The organism is uncultured Paraglaciecola sp. (genome assembly GCF_913058035.1).
Classification (GTDB): domain Bacteria; phylum Pseudomonadota; class Gammaproteobacteria; order Enterobacterales; family Alteromonadaceae; genus Paraglaciecola.
Map to the genome: position 1 here is coordinate 1 of NZ_CAJXPA010000102.1, position 16,788 is coordinate 16,788.

Sequence of the window (16,788 nt, forward strand, 5' to 3'; positions counted from 1 at the left end):
TAGGTGTGTATAAGAGACTGTCTTGACTCTGGCTATTAAACGCTTGGTCAGTGACTTTATCTGCACTTGCTAAAGCTTGTTCAAACTCGCCTTGTTCTATTTGGATGCGCGCTAAACGAATTTGTGCGACTGATTGAACAGCTGATAACTTTGCATTGTTTGCCACAAACTCAAGCTGTTTAGCTGCTTCAGTTAGGTCTTTACGCTCGATAGCTTGCTGAGACAATTCCAATGCCATTAACATGGCATAACCAGTACCACTGTAATTGTCAATAAACATCTTTGCCTGACTAAATCCAATCTCGCCTTTTAATAAATTTTCTGAGGATTTTTCATAAGCAAAGGAAGCCTGCTCTTTTGCTTCAATTTGTGAATCGTTGTAATAACGCCATCCTAAAAGGCCACCTAAGCCCAAAATTGCACCAATAACTAATGCTAATCCATTTTCTTTCCAAAAGCGTTTAATGGCTTCAACTTGTTGTTCTTCTGTCTCGTACTGTTCCATCATCCATTCCTTTTACTGCTTGGCCATCGTAAGCGTGATGACACATAAAGTTAAATTTAAAAATTTACGCCTTTAGACGTCAAATAGCTTTTTTATAAAATAAGTTAGTTCGTCAACTGAAATTGTTTCTTGCGGTTGCTTTTCTCGTAAGTGCTTAACAGCAACTTGCTGTGACACCATTTCATCCAGACCAATTATTAGGGCCACGCTAGCACCGCTTTGGTCGGCACGTTTCATCTGTTTTTTGAAATTCCCACCACCACAATGATTCATCACTTTTATCTGTGGTAGTGCATCTCTTAATAACTCACTAACCTTTCTGGCATAGAATTCTACAGATTCGTCCATAGCAGTCACATATATGTCCACTACCGACTCTACATTTTTATCCAATTCAAACGTTTGAAGCATCAACACTAGACGCTCTAGACCAATAGCAAAACCGACACCTTGAGTTGCTTTACCACCAAGCTGTTCAACTAAACCGTCATATCGCCCACCAGCGCAGACGGTTCCTTGTGCGCCCAAACTATCGGTGACCCACTCAAATACTGTGCGGTTATAGTAATCCAGTCCGCGTACCAAAGCAGGATTGACTCGATATTTGATACCTAAATTGTCTAAACGTTCACATAATCCTTGAAAATGTATTGCTGACTCTTTGTCGAGCGAATCAATCAGTTTTGGTGCATCTTTTACAACATTCTGCACTTGTGGATTTTTACTATCGAGCACACGCAATGGGTTACTTTCTAAGCGTCTTAGACTATCTTCATCCAGTTCAGAAATACGTGTTTTTAAAAATGCGACGAGTTGTGCTTTGAAAGCAACTCGGGCCTCGGAAGAACCCAGAGAATTAATTTCTAAAGTAACATGTTGGCTAATCCCAAAATTTTTCCATAGCCTTGAACTAAGTAAAATCACCTCAGCATCGATATCTGGTCCTGGTAAACCAAATACTTCTACACCAAATTGATGAAACTGCCTGTAACGGCCTTTTTGTGGCCGTTCATGGCGAAACATTTGCCCCATATACCAGAGACGCTGCTGTTGATTATACAATAAACCATGCTCATTTCCAGCGCGCACCACACTGGCAGTGCCTTCTGGTCGAAGCGAGAGGCTGTCTGAATTACGGTCAAAAAAAGTATACATTTCTTTTTCAACTATATCGGTCACTTCACCAATAGAGCGCTTAAATAAGTCGGTACTTTCGACGATAGGTGTCCGAATTTCTTGGTAACCATAACTGGCAACTACTTGGCGAATGCTGGATTCAACGAACTGCCAGAGCCCTGAGTCAGTTGGCAAGCAATCGTTCATTCCTCGAATGGCCTGAATTTTTTTTGACACTAAAAGTATTCTCTTATGCAATAATTAAAAAAAAGCCCCGCATTATAGGGGCTTTATAGATAAACGTAAAATAATGACGCTAAAAAAATAAATATTAAGCAAACTTTGTTTACAAAGATGCGTAATTTGTTTAATCCAATTGTTTTACTTCGATTTTACGCTTTTCATCAAGCTGGCTGGCTTTGGCTCGAATACGCTTTTCAAGTTGGTCTACTAAATCATCATTTGACAAGCGTTCTTTTTGACGAACACCGTCTAGATAAAAACCGCTCATATTTCGCGCGCCTGTTAAACCCAAATCTGAGATTTCTGCTTCGCCTGGCCCATTAACCACACAGCCGATTATAGATACATCCATCGGAGTAAGTATGTCTTCCAATCGTTGCTCAAGAGCATTCACTGTGCTTATTACATCAAACTCTTGGCGCGAACAACTTGGGCATGCGATGAGGTTTATGCCTCTGGAACGAATACGTAATGACTTTAATATGTCAAATCCGACTTTTATTTCTTCTACTGGATCAGCCGCTAATGAGATGCGGATTGTATCGCCAATACCCTCTGCGAGTAACATACCTAAACCTACCGAACTTTTTACAGCACCGGCACGAATACCACCCGCTTCTGTGATCCCTAAATGCAGGGGTTGATCAATTAGTTTGGCCAGAAGCCGATAAGACCCTACAGCTAAAAATACATCTGAAGCTTTAACACTGACTTTAAATTGCTCAAAATTTAGTTTGTCTAAAATATTAACATGACGCATTGCGGATTCAACTAATGCTTCTGCCGTGGGCTCACCGTATTTCTCTTGAATGTCTTTTTCTAAAGAACCGCCATTGACACCAATACGAATAGGAATCCCTTTATCTTTGGCACAGTCCACGACTGAACGTACCCTATCCATACTCCCTATGTTACCGGGATTAATACGTAAACAATCCACTCCATATTCTGCCACTTTCAAAGCAATACGATAGTCAAAATGAATGTCCGCAATCAGTGGAACAGTGACTCTTTGTTTAATTAATTTAAACGCTTCAGCTGCATCCATTGTAGGTACAGATACTCTGACTAGATCGCCTCCCACAGCTTGAATACGTTTAATTTGTGCTACTGTTGCATCAACATCAGTGGTCGGAGTATTCGTCATAGACTGCACAGCGATGGGTGCACCGTCACCTATAGGCACATTACCTACATAGATACGTTTAGAAGGTCGGCGTTTTATAGGTGATTCAGAAAACATATTGATTACTTAGCTCTATTTATTTAGTCAATTATTCAGATAAAGGTAAATCAAATTTAGCAATACGACCTGAAGGCAAGAAGGACATATTTAATGATTCACCTGCGTAACTAATTTTTACCACTTCTGGTGCACCTAATGTGACAATAAAAGGAGGAATACCCGTCACAGGCATAACTCTACCTTTAACTTTTACCCCATAAGCAATATTTTCACCTGTTGCATCAGACAAGTTCATCCAACAATCACCAGAAAACTTAAATATTAACTCAACAGGTGTGACGGATTCATTGTCTATGTTTGTTGTAATATCTGACTGTTGAGCCAGAGTATTTATATCATCTTCGTTTTTTTCAAAAACAGGTTGGTTATTCACACTTCGGACATCGATATTTTGCTCTTCAATAGCTGTCGAAAGTAAAATATCATCATTTGTATCAGTTATATCTTTAGGCAACACTGCAGCACCTGTGGGTGTCGATATTAATTTTCCTAGGTCTGGTGTTAATGTTTCTTGAACAACAATGCCTTGTGAAACAGCTTGTGAATAATTATTAGAATTTGATTCTGTTGCAGTGATAGTTGGGCTTTGTCGAAACCACCAAATTACAACTAAGGCAGCTACCGCAGCCACTATCAGGTAAGTGACTAGCATCAACTTGTCATCATTGGCCTGATTGGCAACCCTGCGGGAAAAACTTTGAAGTTTTGCAGGTTCTTTTTTCTGAGTACTTAGACTTTCAAAAGCACCCAATATATCCTTTTCACTAACTTTTACGTGTTTAGCATATAATTTCAAATAACCTCTGATGAATGTCAATGAAATATCAATATCGTAGTTGTCTTGTTCGATATCTTGAATGAGGGCTTTTTTTAATTTCATCTTGTCTGCGATATCTTGAGTCGTCAATTTAGCCCGCTCTCTAGCCTCTTTTAATATCTGACCAGGCCCTTGCATAACCACTTTTATTTGTTCTACTTCTTCATTTTCAATCATAGTTTAACTTTACTCTACGGCACTTGGGGCAACTAAAAATAACTTCTTACCATTGTAAATAGACGACGCATCGACCAAACTATTCCATTCTATCAGACGTTGCATTTTGATGTTATATCGAAGCGATATCCGATATAAATTCTCACCTTCTACAACAATATGAACATCTGGGTTGTCCAGAATGTCTGACTTAACAAAAGCGACATTATTTTTTAATCTATTGGAACTTATTATAATTTTTTCTGACTCATTTTTACCTGACGATGCTATCGATATTGCCGGTTTGGACACAACCGCTTCCGGTGTTACTGGTCGGCTGACTAATTTATTAACTGTTTCAAAAGGCGACGGTTGCTCAATTGCCATGGTCTTTGTTACTGGATCATTAGGAAATAACCTTCGTAACATATCTAAATACCCTTTTGAGGCAGATTCATTACCCATACCGCTTTCTATCTTCAAGGCCATTAACAAACTTTGTGGACTAATTTGAGATGTTTTTTCATAGCGACTAAATATAACTTTTGCTTCTTGCCATTGTTTAATTTCTATCAATGATTGCGTAAGAAGATATAGACTGCTCGCTCTTCTTGGTTGATGATTAACAGCGCTTCGCAGATACTGAATCGTCTCTTCAGGGCGGCCTTGGTCTCGACTGCATAAAGCCAAATTTTCATAAGTTTCGGCACTGGAAGCATAGCTACTAGTATTGACCGCTTTCAAAAAGTATTTTTGAGCTTTTTCGTAATTACCATTTTGGCATAAAAAAGCCCCATAACTATTAGCTATATTGGCGTTTTCTGGTTCAAGATCCATGGCAAACTGATAAGAATTTTCAGCAAGTTCTAACTCGCTCACACTTTGATAGTAATAAGCCATCGCAAAATTGGCATCTGCTGACCTTGGTGCAAAGTTTAATGCTTTGTCTAAATTAAATTTTGCTTGGCTAAAATTGCCATTTTTAAGGTAAGTCAAACCTAAAGAAACGCGCGTTTTAGCAGCCTTTTCTTTGTCAAAATTTTGTCCGGAGGTTTGACTAGTGCATCCACTGAACACCATTATAATAGTAAATGCAATACCGATAAGTTTTGGCGTGGATTTCATTGAGACCTATTTGATGTATTGTGAATAATAAATTTATTCTGCTATCTTGACTGAAATACTCTCGCCCTTCAGCTGTTTTTTCAATATTCTTTTTGTACGGTCTACAACTTCTCCGACTAATTGGCCACAAGCTGCATCAATGTCATCGCCTCTTGTACGTCGAACTACGACTATTAGTCCATATTCCATGAGGACTTTAGCAAAACGGTCAATGCGTGAATTGCTAGAACAAGTATAAGGTGAACCTGGATATGGATTAAACGGAATAAGATTTATTTTACAAGGTGTATCTGACAATACTTTTGCTAATGCATGTGCTTGATCAGTACTGTCGTTAACCCCATTTAACATGACATATTCAATTGTGACTTTACCTTGGTTAGCATTAGATTTAGCTAGGTATCTTCTAACACTGGCTAAAAACACTTCAATCGGATATTTTTTATTAACTGGTACAAGTACATCTCGTAAAGCATCATCTGGCGCATGTAGGGATATAGCTAATGCTACATCTATCTGGTCACCTAACATATCAAGAGCAGGTACCACACCTGATGTACTTAATGTCACCCTTCGTTTGGACAGGCCGAAGGCAAGATCATCCAACATGAGCTGCATAGCGGGCACAACATTTTTGATGTTTAATAACGGTTCCCCCATGCCCATCATAACTACATTAGTAATGGGCCGTTTAGCCGTATCGTTATTTAACCCTATTGTGGTTGCCACTCGCCAAACTTGACCAATGATTTCAGACACTTTTAAATTACGATTAAAGCCTTGCTGAGCAGTTGAACAAAAAGTGCAAGCAAGTGCGCAGCCTACCTGAGAAGACACGCAAAGTGTTGCACGGTCGCCATCTGGTATCCAAACTGTTTCAACTTCCTGACCACCTTCTAGTTTTAAAGCAAACTTGATCGTACCGTCTGCTGCACTTTTTTGATAAGCAATTTCTGGCGCTTTGACTTCACATCGAGCTTGAAGTTTGGTCCGCAAGACCTTATTGAGGTTTGTCATTTGCTCGAAATCAGCTACACCTTGCTGGTAAATCCACTTCATGACTTGTTCAGCTCTAAAAGGCTTTTCTCCCATCTCATTAAAAAAGGCACGTAGACCTTCTCGAGTTAAATCGAGTAAGTTAATTTTTTTTGTTTGGGCAAATACCAATTCAGTTTTCACAATAAACCTCAATATACAGACTAATATGTCATTTTAACTGATTACTCAGCTTTTGCAGTACAGATAACTAGAACACTTTATAATGTATAATAAACCGTTAGCTAGAATATTTCATTAATCACACAAAAGGGAGCCTAAGCTCCCTTTGTTAAACAGATATAAGCCTAACGAGTGCGTGGGCAGACTTCTTCATCACTAAAGAAGTAAGCAATTTCACGTGCTGCTGATTCAGGTGCATCTGAACCGTGACAAGCATTCTCATCAATTGAAATAGCATAATCAGCACGTAAGGTTCCTGCTAACGCTTCATTTGGGTTGGTAGCACCCATGATTTCACGATTTTTTAAAACAGCATTTTCGCCTTCCAACACCTGAACCATAACTGGACCAGAGGTCATGAAAGAAACCAAAGCAGCAAAAAAAGGACGTTCGCTGTGTTCTGCGTAAAACCCTTCTGCTTGCTCTTTGCTCAAATGTAACATTTTCGAAGCGACTAATCTAAGACCAGCAGATTCAAAACGATTGTAAATAGCACCGATAACATTTTTAGCAACTGCATCAGGTTTTATAATAGAAAAAGTGCGCTCTAAGGCCATTTTCTTAACTCCAGTATTTGTATTATTTTTGTCTTAATATTTGACCCTAATGGACAGATAAAAACGACAGATAAAATTTCGCGCGGATTATATGCAATTAGGCGGCAAATACCTAGTATAGATTGCAAATTATTCTGATACCCCTAAAATCAAGTCTTGTTTATTTTAGAGACGAGGTGATCTTGATTAAATTTTTAATACTTATTCCTGTTGTGTTGTGTCTGATTTGGATTATGTATTTGAAAAAAATGGCTTACAGCTTAGGTGACGGCAAACAAGGCTTTATTTATATTTTCATTTTTTGTGCTGTGATTGCATTTTTTTACGGCTCTTTGTTGTGGATAACTGAATGATGTCGGAAAACAATAGCTGAATAGATGTTTGTGTAGCTAAATGGAAATCAACATAATAAAAAAGAGCGGCAAGCGCTCTTTTTTTTCATAAACACAGAAAATTATTGATAGATCTCAATATCTGCCTGCGCTTTCAAAGACTCGATTACAGCCCCATATAATGCTTGTGATTTGCTTGATGCTAGTCGGCCTTGTAACGACGTTATTTGCTGAACGTTTGCTTCCGCAGCTGCATTAACTTGAGAAAGTTGTACTAGACTTATATCCCCGGTCACTAAATCAACTACTGTTGTATCTGTCACAGATAGCTTAAACAATGCATCAACAATATTTTGAGACAGATTAGCATCGTTACGAGTCACAGCTTTCTGTACTTTCCAGCTTAACTCCAGTGCAGCTAATTTATCACTCACATCCGAACCTTCAGACAAAGCAGTTTTCACAACTAAAGCCCAATCCCTTGCAGCACGCTGTGTGGCTTGTGCAGACAAATTCTGTTGAATATCCTGTTCAACTTCTTCTATACTTTTAGTCCGCTCTGGCTCATGTTCGGCTACTCTTACAACCATTATGTGGTTACTACCTAATTCTAAAACTTTACTGTTTACCGCATCTTCAATCAGTTCAAAGCTGAAGGCACTGGCTAGCACGTTAGGATTAGACAACGCTTCTGGTGCATTTGCACGCTCAAACATGTCTGTAGTAATGATATCTTTACCAGCAATGCCTGCAACTTCGTCAATACTGTCAGGTATTTCGAAGGCCACTTCTGCAATCCTTTGACGTACCTCATAAAAACGGTCTTCTGCTTTGTAAGTTTTAACTTTGAGTGTTATTTCTTCTTTGACGTTTTCGAAATCATTAACTTTCTCTGATTTAACATCGATTAACTTAATTATATGATAACCAAATTCACTTTTAACAATACCACTTACGTCGCCTTGATTAGCTAGTGTAAATGCTGCATCTTCAAAAATGGGATCCATGATTCCTCTGCCAAACCAACCTAATCCTCCACCATTCTCAGCACTAAACGTATCGCTTGAAAATGTTTTAGCTAATTCAGAAAAATCCTCTCCAGCTTGTATTTTGACCAATACCTCTTCCGCTTTTGTAACGATTGCATCGTCTTGCTCTTCACTTTCAAATAAGATGTGCGCAACTTCACGTTCTTCGCTAGTACTGTAATCAATAATATTTTGTTGATAATATTCTAAAAGTTCATCTTCGCTGACATCTATATCAGGTAATAAATCTTTAAGTGTAAGCTCTACAAAAGACAAACTTACTTTTTGTTGTGTATCGAACTGGCTAATATTACTTTGATAATAATTTAAAATCTCATCATCACCGATTTCAATTTCTGCCGAAAATTTTACCGCAGGAACATTCAAATAACGTACATCGCGTGTTTGCTGTTGCATAATGAAGGCTGAATTTGCCTCACTTGATAACGCAAATTCAGTTCCCATTAGCGATTGTGAAAGTTGCCTACGCACCATATCAATGCGCATATAATCTCTGAAATTGTTTGTTTGAAAGCCAGCTTGGCGTAAAAGAGCAAGATAACGATCATTATCAAATATGCCATCAACCTGAAACTCTTTCATGCCAACAATCGCTAACTTAATTTGCTCATCACTGACCCTTAAGCCTAAATCTTGAGCAGCTTGGTCAAGAAGCTTTTCACTGACGAGCCGATCTAAAATGCCACGGCGGAAATTTTGTAGATATGCAGTATCACTTGCCAAAGTAGCAAAGGCTTCTCCAAACTGAGACTCCATTCGTGAACGTTCGTTTTGATAGGCACGTTCTAGTTCGTCTAAGCCTATTTCATCACCATTTACATTGGCCGCAGCACCAGATGCGGATGAGTTGATGTAACTCCCTACCCCTGCAAATACGAAACTTAAAATAACTAATACTAAGATACCCATGGCCCAAGGGCCTTGTGATCCTTCTCTGATTCTTTCCAACATACTAAAGTCCAAACTCCAAATGAGCTGTTATTGATAAGTACTAAAAACACCAAAATTAGGTTGTCTTAGTCGCAAGCGGACAAGATTATATACCAACCGAGTTCATTTATTAATGATTGTTCGCAGTGAATTAAAAAATACCTAGCTAGTTTCAATAAAGTTTAAACAAGACCAACACAAACCGCACAAAAACAAAAGGCGATGATAAATCATCGCCTTTTAAAATAAATTAGCTAATTGACTAGTTACAAGCGTCTTTTAATGCTTTACCAGCTTTAAACGAAGGTACCTTAGCTGCTGAAATCTGAATAGTCTCACCCGTTTGAGGGTTACGACCACTGCGTGCTGCACGCTCACGTACCGAAAATGTTCCGAAACCAACTAAAGCAACTTGATCTCCATCTTTAAGTGCTGTAGTTACAGCCCCAGTTAATGCATCTAATGCACGACCTGCAGCCGCTTTAGAAATGTCTGCACTCGCAGCGATGGTATCAATAAGATCTGACTTATTCACAATATGAACCCCTTCAATTGTTATTATATTTGCGGCCTACATTAAGCAGAGCCAAACGTTTTTTTACACCTGAAACTAAGACCCAGGCTATATTTATATTCTCTTTAACTTCCAAGGAATCGCTTCAATCCCTTTCGCGACAAGGCCTTAAGCGAATCTGAGTTAAAGGCTACCATAACTATTTATTTAGTGAAGCACTTAAATAGAAAAATAATCAAAAAAAATCGACAATTTGCTTATTTTTTAACCTTTTTCACTTCGATTGGCTTAAATTTCTCTGGGTGCTCAGCTAAAGCCAGAGCTAGGACTTCATCAATCCACTGTACAGGGTGAATATTTAAATCTTTTTTTACATTATCAGGGATCTCTTCTAGATCACGTTCATTCTCTTTAGGAATAATCACTGTTTTGATACCACCTCGATGTGCAGCAAGTAATTTTTCTTTAAGACCACCAATAGGCAATACCTCACCCCTCAGTGTAATTTCTCCTGTCATAGCTACGTCACATCTAACTGGGTTACCCGTTAAGGTAGAAACTAATGCCGTGCACATAGCAATACCAGCACTAGGACCATCTTTAGGTGTTGCACCTTCTGGTACATGTACGTGTATATCGCGTTTCTCATGAAAGTCGTTATTGATACGCAGTTTGTCTGCTCGGCTTCTCACAACTGTCATAGCGGTTTGTATAGACTCTTGCATCACATCACCGAGAGAACCAGTAAAGGTCGTTTTTCCTTTTCCAACTACAGAAGTGGTTTCTATTGTCAACAAATCCCCACCTACTTGTGTCCAAGCGAGTCCTGTTACCTGCCCTATTTGATTGGTTTTATCGGCCTTTCCATAGTCGAAACGTTGAACACCCAAATATTCATTCAAATTGTCTTGGTTAACCAGTACCTCAGTTATATTCTTCCCCAACAAAATATTCTTAACTGCTTTACGACATATCTTAGAAATTTCTCTTTCTAAGTTTCTGACACCTGCTTCCCGTGTATAGTAACGAATGATTCCAATAATGGCACTTTCATCAATGACTAGTTCGCCTTTCTTTAGGCCGTTACGGGTTATCTGTTTATCGACTAGATGTTGAGTTGCAATATTCAATTTTTCATCTTCCGTATATCCGGATAGATGAATAACCTCCATGCGGTCCAATAAAGGTCCAGGAATATTCATGGTGTTAGAAGTAGCAACGAACATAACATCTGACAAATCATAATCAACTTCTAGGTAATGATCGCTAAATTTGTTATTTTGTTCCGGATCTAAGACCTCTAATAATGCAGAAGAGGGATCACCTCGCATATCGGATGACATTTTGTCTATTTCATCGAGTAAAAATAACGGATTTTTAACCCCTACCTTAGCCATTTTTTGTACCATCTTACCAGGCATAGAGCCTATGTAGGTTCGACGGTGCCCCCTAATTTCGGCTTCATCACGGACGCCTCCTAGTGCCATACGTACATATTTTCTACCCGTAGCTCTGGCGATAGACTGACCTAGTGAAGTTTTACCCACACCAGGTGGCCCAACTAAGCAAAGAATCGGTCCTTTGAGCTTTTTCACTCGTTGTTGTACTGCTAAATACTCAATGATTCGTTCTTTAACTTTATCTAAACCATAATGGTCATCATCTAATATTTTATCAGCAGCCGCTAAGTCTTTTTTGACTACGCTTCTTTTCGCCCAGGGTACACTTGTTAACCATTCAATATAGCTTCGAACAACAGTCGCTTCCGCTGACATTGGCGACATCATTTTTAACTTGGCCAATTCTGAAGTTGCTTTTTTCTGAGCCTCTTCTGACATTTTGGCATCAGCAATTTTTTGTTTTAGAGCTTCAAACTCGTCAGGCGCTTCATCAAGTTCACCCAACTCTTTTTGAATGGCTTTCATTTGCTCATTCAAGTAATACTCTCGCTGACTCTTTTCCATTTGCTTTTTAACACGGGTGCGTAATTTTCTTTCCACCTGTAGCAAATCAATTTCACTTTCCATCAGTGCCATCAGATACTCTAGGCGCTCAGTGATACCGCTCATCTCAAGCACTTTTTGTTTTTCTGATAACTTAAGAGGCATATGGGCTGCCATTGTATCAGCTAACCTCGCAGCATCTTCAATGCCACTCAACGAAGTTAGAACTTCGGGTGGTATTTTCTTATTAAGTTTAACATAACCTTCAAACTGAGAAATCGCCGAACGAATCAAGACTTCTTGATCTGATTCAGCTAACTCTGTTTCTTCTGAGCTGAGTACATCAGCGATAAAAAAATCTTCGGTGCTAACAAACTTATCAATTTTGCCACGTTGATTACCTTCAACTAACACCTTGACAGTTCCATCAGGCAGCTTAAGCAGCTGTAAAATGGTCGCGACAGTACCAACAGTGAATATGTCAGTTGTTTCTGGCTCGTCAACAGCGGCATCCTTTTGCGCCACTAAGAAGATTTGTTTGTCTTTTTCCATCGCTGCTTCTAGACAGCGGATAGATTTCTCGCGCCCAACAAATAATGGGATAACCATGTGTGGGTAAACCACTACATCTCGTAATGCCAAAACAGGCATTTCAATGCGATCTTCTCGCTTTTTAGTCATACTTGGTCTCGTATTAAGTCGATTAACATTACATACATGCGATATATATGGGGTTGGGCTGTTAAAGTTCAAATGAAAATTCAAATAAAGCAGAATTAAGTACAGTTGATATATAGCTTAGCAATATATCCTTGCCATTAAAAAAGGCTCTTTCGAGCCTTTTTTAATATTTATTCTGAAGCGACTTTTTTATCAACACCGCTGTCGTAAATCAGAATGGGTTTTGATTCACCACGAATAACTGTTTCATCAATCACAACTTTACAGACATCTGACATTGATGGCAGGTCATACATTGTGTCAAGTAATACAGCTTCAACTATAGAGCGCAACCCTCGCGCTCCAGTTTTACGTTGCATTGCTTTCTTAGCAATAGCCTGCAGAGCATCTTCACGAAACTCAAGTTCAGTATGTTCCATTTCAAATAACGCTGAATACTGTTTAGTCAGTGAGTTTTTTGGTTCACGTAAAATTTGAACCAGGGCTTCTTCACTTAGCTCTTCAAGGCAGGTTAAAACTGGCAAACGTCCTATGAACTCTGGAATAAGACCGTACTTAATTAAATCTTCAGGCTCTACCTTTTTAAGTAGTTCGCCTTCTATAGATTTTTTGCTGGTACTTTTTATTTCTGAAGCGAATCCAATACCAGTTCCAATATTAGCACGCTGTTCTATTACTTTATCCAAACCAGCAAAAGCACCACCACAAATAAACAATATCTTAGATGTGTCTACTTGCAAAAACTCTTGCTGTGGATGTTTTCTACCACCTTGAGGAGGAACGGAAGCAACAGTGCCTTCAATTAGTTTTAAAAGTGCTTGCTGAACACCTTCACCAGAAACATCTCTGGTTATAGAAGGATTATCTGATTTACGAGAAATCTTATCTATTTCATCGATATAGACAATACCGCGCTGGGCTTTTTCAACATCATATTCACATTTTTGTAAAAGCTTCTGAATGATGTTCTCGACATCTTCACCCACATAACCGGCTTCAGTTAATGTTGTTGCATCTGCCATAGTAAATGGCACGTCTAACAACCTTGCAAGTGTTTCAGCTAATAACGTTTTACCACTACCGGTTGGGCCCATTAGCAAAATATTACTTTTGCCTAATTCGACACCTTCATGAACATCGCCATTTCTTAAACGTTTGTAATGATTATAAACTGCAACAGAGAGCACTTTTTTAGCGTGCTCTTGTCCAATCACATATTCATCTAGATGAGCGTGAATTTCTTTCGGTGTTGGTAAATCATCTTGCTTCTTTTTGGGCGCGATTTCTTTTATTTCTTCTCGAATAATGTCGTTACATAAATCAACACATTCATCACAAATGAAAACCGACGGGCCAGCAATTAATTTTCTTACTTCATGCTGACTTTTGCCACAAAACGAACAATACAAAAGTTTATCGCCATCGCTGCTTTTTTTATCACTCATTTACAATCTTTTCCTGTATCAAATTGACTCTACCTTTAGAGAGCTTCATTGCTGGTTGAATTTAGTCAACTCTAAGGCTTATCACAGAGTCACATTATCATTTTTCGCTTTTAGTATCAGCCTGATTAGTATCGGGTCTACTCGATAACACTTGATCAACTAATCCATAATCCACTGCATCAGTAGCACTTAAAAAATTATCCCTGTCAGTATCTTGAGCAACTTTCTCATACTCTTGACCAGTATGTTGCGCCATCAAACGATTCATTTTTTCTTTTATGGATAATATTTCTTTAGCATGAATCTCAAAGTCTGAAGCTTGTCCTTGAAAACCACCTAAAGGCTGATGGATCATAACGCGAGAATTAGGTAAACAATAACGCTTACCTTTTTCGCCTGCTGATAACAAAAAGGCGCCCATACTGGCAGCCTGTCCGATACAAACTGTACTGACGTTAGGTTTAATAAAATTCATGGTGTCATAAATGGCCATGCCCGCTGTAACTGAGCCACCCGGAGAATTAATATATAAAAAGATATCTTTCTCTGGGTTTTCAGCTTCTAAAAATAACATCTGAGCGACAATAAGATTAGCCATATGGTCTTCAACTTGACCGACTAAAAAAATAACATTCTCTTTCAATAAACGAGAGTATATGTCGTAGGAACGTTCACCTTTGGCAGTTTGTTCAACAACCATCGGAACTAACGCATTTGCAGGATCAAAAGGTGTATTCATCATAATTTCAGTTTCTTCACAAATAAAAATGCTCGGTAGTTACCGAGCATTTAAGCAGTTGCAGGCTAGATAAGTCAATTACCAAAGGGCGAATTAAGCCTGTTTGTTCATGATCTCATCAAAAGATTTCTTTACTTCTTTAACTTTGGCTTGTTCAAGCAATAATTCAACCGCTTGTTCTTCCATAGCAACATTATTCATTTGTTGCATTAATTCATCGTTTGTTTTGTAGTACTCGATCACTTCCTTTGGATCTTCATAAGCGGATGCAGCAGATTCAATCAGCACATCAACTTTAGCCGTATCTACTTTTAGTTCGTTAGTTTTGATGACTTCACCTAACAACAAACCAATACTCACACGTTTACGAGCGTTTTCTTCAAACAGATCAGCTGGAAGCTCTGGCATGTTGTCAACGTTGCCACCTTGTTGTTGACTAAAACGTTGCTTTGCTTGTTCACGAAGAGAATCAATTTCTTGGTCGATTAATGCTTTTGGCAAATCGATTTGATTTTTTTCAAGTAAGCCAGCAATGACTTGTTCTTTTACTGACGCTTTTAAGGTTTGCTCTAACTCGCGTTGCATATTTTTGCGCACTTCAGCATGAAGCGCTTCGATATCGCCGTTTTCAATACCAAAAAGTTTTGCAAACTCTTCATCTACTTTAGGTAAGTCTAATTGTTCTACTTTTTTGATTGAGATTGTGAACTGTGCAATTTTACCCTTTAACTTTTCAGCATGATAATCGTCTGGGAAAGTAACATCCGCAATAACCTCATCGCCTGTTTTGTTCCCAACAATTGGCTTTTCAAAGCCAGGAATCATGCGGTCTTTACCCATTTCAAGAGCGAAATCTTCAGCCTTACCACCATCAAACTCTTCACCATCGATAGTTCCGATAAAATCAATAGTAACCTTATCGTCTTTCTTAGCTTTTCGTTTAACTTCTTTATAATTGGCGTGTTGCTTACGCAGCGTGTCAATCATATTACTCAAATCTTTATCAGTGATGGCTACTACTGGTTTCTCAACATTAATCTTATCGACATCTTTTACTTCTACATCTGGATATACTTCAAATGCGGCAACATATTCTAAATCTTTACCATCTTCATCCGTTTTCAATTCAAAACTAGGCATGCCTGCAGGAGTAATCTTTTCCTGTGTAATAGCTTCATAAAAATTGCGCTGCATCACTTCACCAGCAATTTCCTGACGCACGGCTTGACCATAACGTTTTTTAATAACGTTTACAGGAACCTTACCAGGGCGAAAACCATTAATTCTTTGGGTTTTTGCTAATTGCTGTAAGCGAGACTTAACTGCTGAATCAATCGATTCAGCAGGAACGGTAATAGTAAGACGGCGTTCTAGGCCTTTGTTCGTCTCAACGGAAACTTGCATTCTGATACCTCAATTGTGCGCATACTTGCGCTTATAAATGATGACTAATCGGCTTTTATCGGCGCAAAATAATTATTGTGACGGATACATTTGTTGCTTCCGAATATCCTGACCAAAGAAAATACTCTTCTTTCTAGACAGGACAGCCTGATAAAAAGACGCAGTAGTATAGCGATAGCGATAACGCAAGTCGAGGGTAAAATAACCTGCCTCGGAATAGTATTACTGCCAAGTCCAGTTGCAAACCAATAACCTTAAGCATAATGTGGCTTAAAAAAAGCTAAATAATGATGTTATCGAAGATTTTCAAAACCGTATACAAAATACACTTCATTAAACTTTTCTCATAAAAATGAGTCAGCTAGGTCGGAATGTTATTATTAGCATACATGACTACGTTATATTTAGAAGCGAGACAACCTAAGACACACACTCGATAAGCCTTACGTTGCAGTACTGACGATCTGATGCACAAATTAATAAGATATCCATACCAATTTCACAAAATAACTTCAGAAAATTTCAATTAGCGGTTTAAAAAATAATTTAGTCATTTCAAAAATGAAAATTTAAAAAAGTGACCAAACGGGAATAAACGAACAATCATCGGAACAATCACTGCAATTTTATAATGTAACAATCTCAAAAATTACTGTTCATCAAATTTTACTACTCACTTTTAGAAAAAGGCGCTTAGTAAGTTCTAACTAGCGACGATTCGGACAAATCGTTGTAGACTGAATCAATTTAATTCTCATAGAGTATAAA

The 16,788-nt window shown here is 38.5% G+C and carries 13 protein-coding genes; all 13 read right to left on the reverse strand.

Annotation, left to right across the window (positions count from 1 at the left end):
- Positions 1 to 505 (reverse strand): tetratricopeptide repeat protein (locus QZ562_RS13535; RefSeq protein ID WP_293760993.1); only part of this gene is annotated, 505 nt, incomplete at its 3' end.
- 72 nt (positions 506 to 577) lie between these two features.
- Positions 578 to 1,858: a histidine--tRNA ligase gene (hisS, locus tag QZ562_RS13540; RefSeq protein WP_293760996.1), complete on the reverse strand. Its 1,281-nt coding sequence runs from the start codon at positions 1,856 to 1,858 to the stop codon at positions 578 to 580.
- Positions 1,859 to 1,988: 130 nt separating this feature from the next.
- The gene (ispG, locus tag QZ562_RS13545) at positions 1,989 to 3,107 is read right to left on the reverse strand and encodes a flavodoxin-dependent (E)-4-hydroxy-3-methylbut-2-enyl-diphosphate synthase (protein ID WP_293760999.1); all 1,119 of its coding nucleotides are present in this window, start codon (positions 3,105 to 3,107) and stop codon (positions 1,989 to 1,991) included.
- A gap of 31 nt (positions 3,108 to 3,138) precedes the next feature.
- Positions 3,139 to 4,104 (reverse strand): RodZ domain-containing protein, encoded by a 966-nt coding sequence (locus tag QZ562_RS13550; protein WP_293761002.1) that lies wholly within the window; start codon positions 4,102 to 4,104, stop codon positions 3,139 to 3,141.
- A 9-nt stretch (positions 4,105 to 4,113) separates the two neighbouring features.
- Positions 4,114 to 5,208: a type IV pilus biogenesis/stability protein PilW gene (gene pilW / locus QZ562_RS13555; RefSeq protein ID WP_293761004.1), complete on the reverse strand. Its 1,095-nt coding sequence runs from the start codon at positions 5,206 to 5,208 to the stop codon at positions 4,114 to 4,116.
- Between the two features lie 33 nt (positions 5,209 to 5,241).
- Positions 5,242 to 6,387, reverse strand: coding sequence for a bifunctional tRNA (adenosine(37)-C2)-methyltransferase TrmG/ribosomal RNA large subunit methyltransferase RlmN (locus QZ562_RS13560; protein ID WP_293761005.1), 1,146 nt, complete (start codon positions 6,385 to 6,387; stop codon positions 5,242 to 5,244).
- Between the two features lie 164 nt (positions 6,388 to 6,551).
- Complete coding sequence (gene ndk / locus QZ562_RS13565; protein ID WP_293761006.1) at positions 6,552 to 6,983, reverse strand: nucleoside-diphosphate kinase; 432 nt, start codon at positions 6,981 to 6,983, stop codon at positions 6,552 to 6,554.
- Positions 6,984 to 7,437: 454 nt separating this feature from the next.
- Positions 7,438 to 9,315 (reverse strand): SurA N-terminal domain-containing protein, encoded by a 1,878-nt coding sequence (locus QZ562_RS13570; protein ID WP_293761008.1) that lies wholly within the window; start codon positions 9,313 to 9,315, stop codon positions 7,438 to 7,440.
- Positions 9,316 to 9,556: 241 nt separating this feature from the next.
- Positions 9,557 to 9,829 (reverse strand): HU family DNA-binding protein, encoded by a 273-nt coding sequence (locus tag QZ562_RS13575; RefSeq protein ID WP_034899285.1) that lies wholly within the window; start codon positions 9,827 to 9,829, stop codon positions 9,557 to 9,559.
- Positions 9,830 to 10,065: 236 nt separating this feature from the next.
- Positions 10,066 to 12,432 (reverse strand): endopeptidase La, encoded by a 2,367-nt coding sequence (gene lon, locus QZ562_RS13580; RefSeq protein WP_293761011.1) that lies wholly within the window; start codon positions 12,430 to 12,432, stop codon positions 10,066 to 10,068.
- Between the two features lie 170 nt (positions 12,433 to 12,602).
- Complete coding sequence (gene clpX, locus QZ562_RS13585; RefSeq protein WP_293761013.1) at positions 12,603 to 13,877, reverse strand: ATP-dependent protease ATP-binding subunit ClpX; 1,275 nt, start codon at positions 13,875 to 13,877, stop codon at positions 12,603 to 12,605.
- A gap of 97 nt (positions 13,878 to 13,974) precedes the next feature.
- Complete coding sequence (gene clpP / locus QZ562_RS13590) at positions 13,975 to 14,619, reverse strand: ATP-dependent Clp endopeptidase proteolytic subunit ClpP (protein ID WP_293761016.1); 645 nt, start codon at positions 14,617 to 14,619, stop codon at positions 13,975 to 13,977.
- Between the two features lie 90 nt (positions 14,620 to 14,709).
- Positions 14,710 to 16,020 carry a trigger factor gene (gene tig, locus QZ562_RS13595; protein WP_293761019.1) on the reverse strand — a complete coding sequence of 437 codons (1,311 nt, stop codon included), beginning with the start codon at positions 16,018 to 16,020 and terminating at the stop codon, positions 14,710 to 14,712.
- Between the last annotated feature and the right edge of the window lie 768 nt (positions 16,021 to 16,788).

Bases quoted from the DNA above. Each gene is read 5' to 3' on its own strand.
- QZ562_RS13570 (WP_293761008.1), bottom strand. From the start codon at position 9,315: ATGTTGGAAAGAATCAGAGAAGGATCACAAGGCCCTTGGGCCATGGGT.
- lon (WP_293761011.1), bottom strand. From the start codon at position 12,432: ATGACTAAAAAGCGAGAAGATCGCATTGAAATGCCTGTTTTGGCATTA.
- ispG (WP_293760999.1), bottom strand. From the start codon at position 3,107: ATGTTTTCTGAATCACCTATAAAACGCCGACCTTCTAAACGTATCTAT.
- clpX (WP_293761013.1), bottom strand. From the start codon at position 13,877: ATGAGTGATAAAAAAAGCAGCGATGGCGATAAACTTTTGTATTGTTCG.
- pilW (WP_293761004.1), bottom strand. From the start codon at position 5,208: ATGAAATCCACGCCAAAACTTATCGGTATTGCATTTACTATTATAATG.
- ndk (WP_293761006.1), bottom strand. From the start codon at position 6,983: ATGGCCTTAGAGCGCACTTTTTCTATTATAAAACCTGATGCAGTTGCT.
- clpP (WP_293761016.1), bottom strand. From the start codon at position 14,619: ATGATGAATACACCTTTTGATCCTGCAAATGCGTTAGTTCCGATGGTT.
- QZ562_RS13550 (WP_293761002.1), bottom strand. From the start codon at position 4,104: ATGATTGAAAATGAAGAAGTAGAACAAATAAAAGTGGTTATGCAAGGG.
- tig (WP_293761019.1), bottom strand. From the start codon at position 16,020: ATGCAAGTTTCCGTTGAGACGAACAAAGGCCTAGAACGCCGTCTTACT.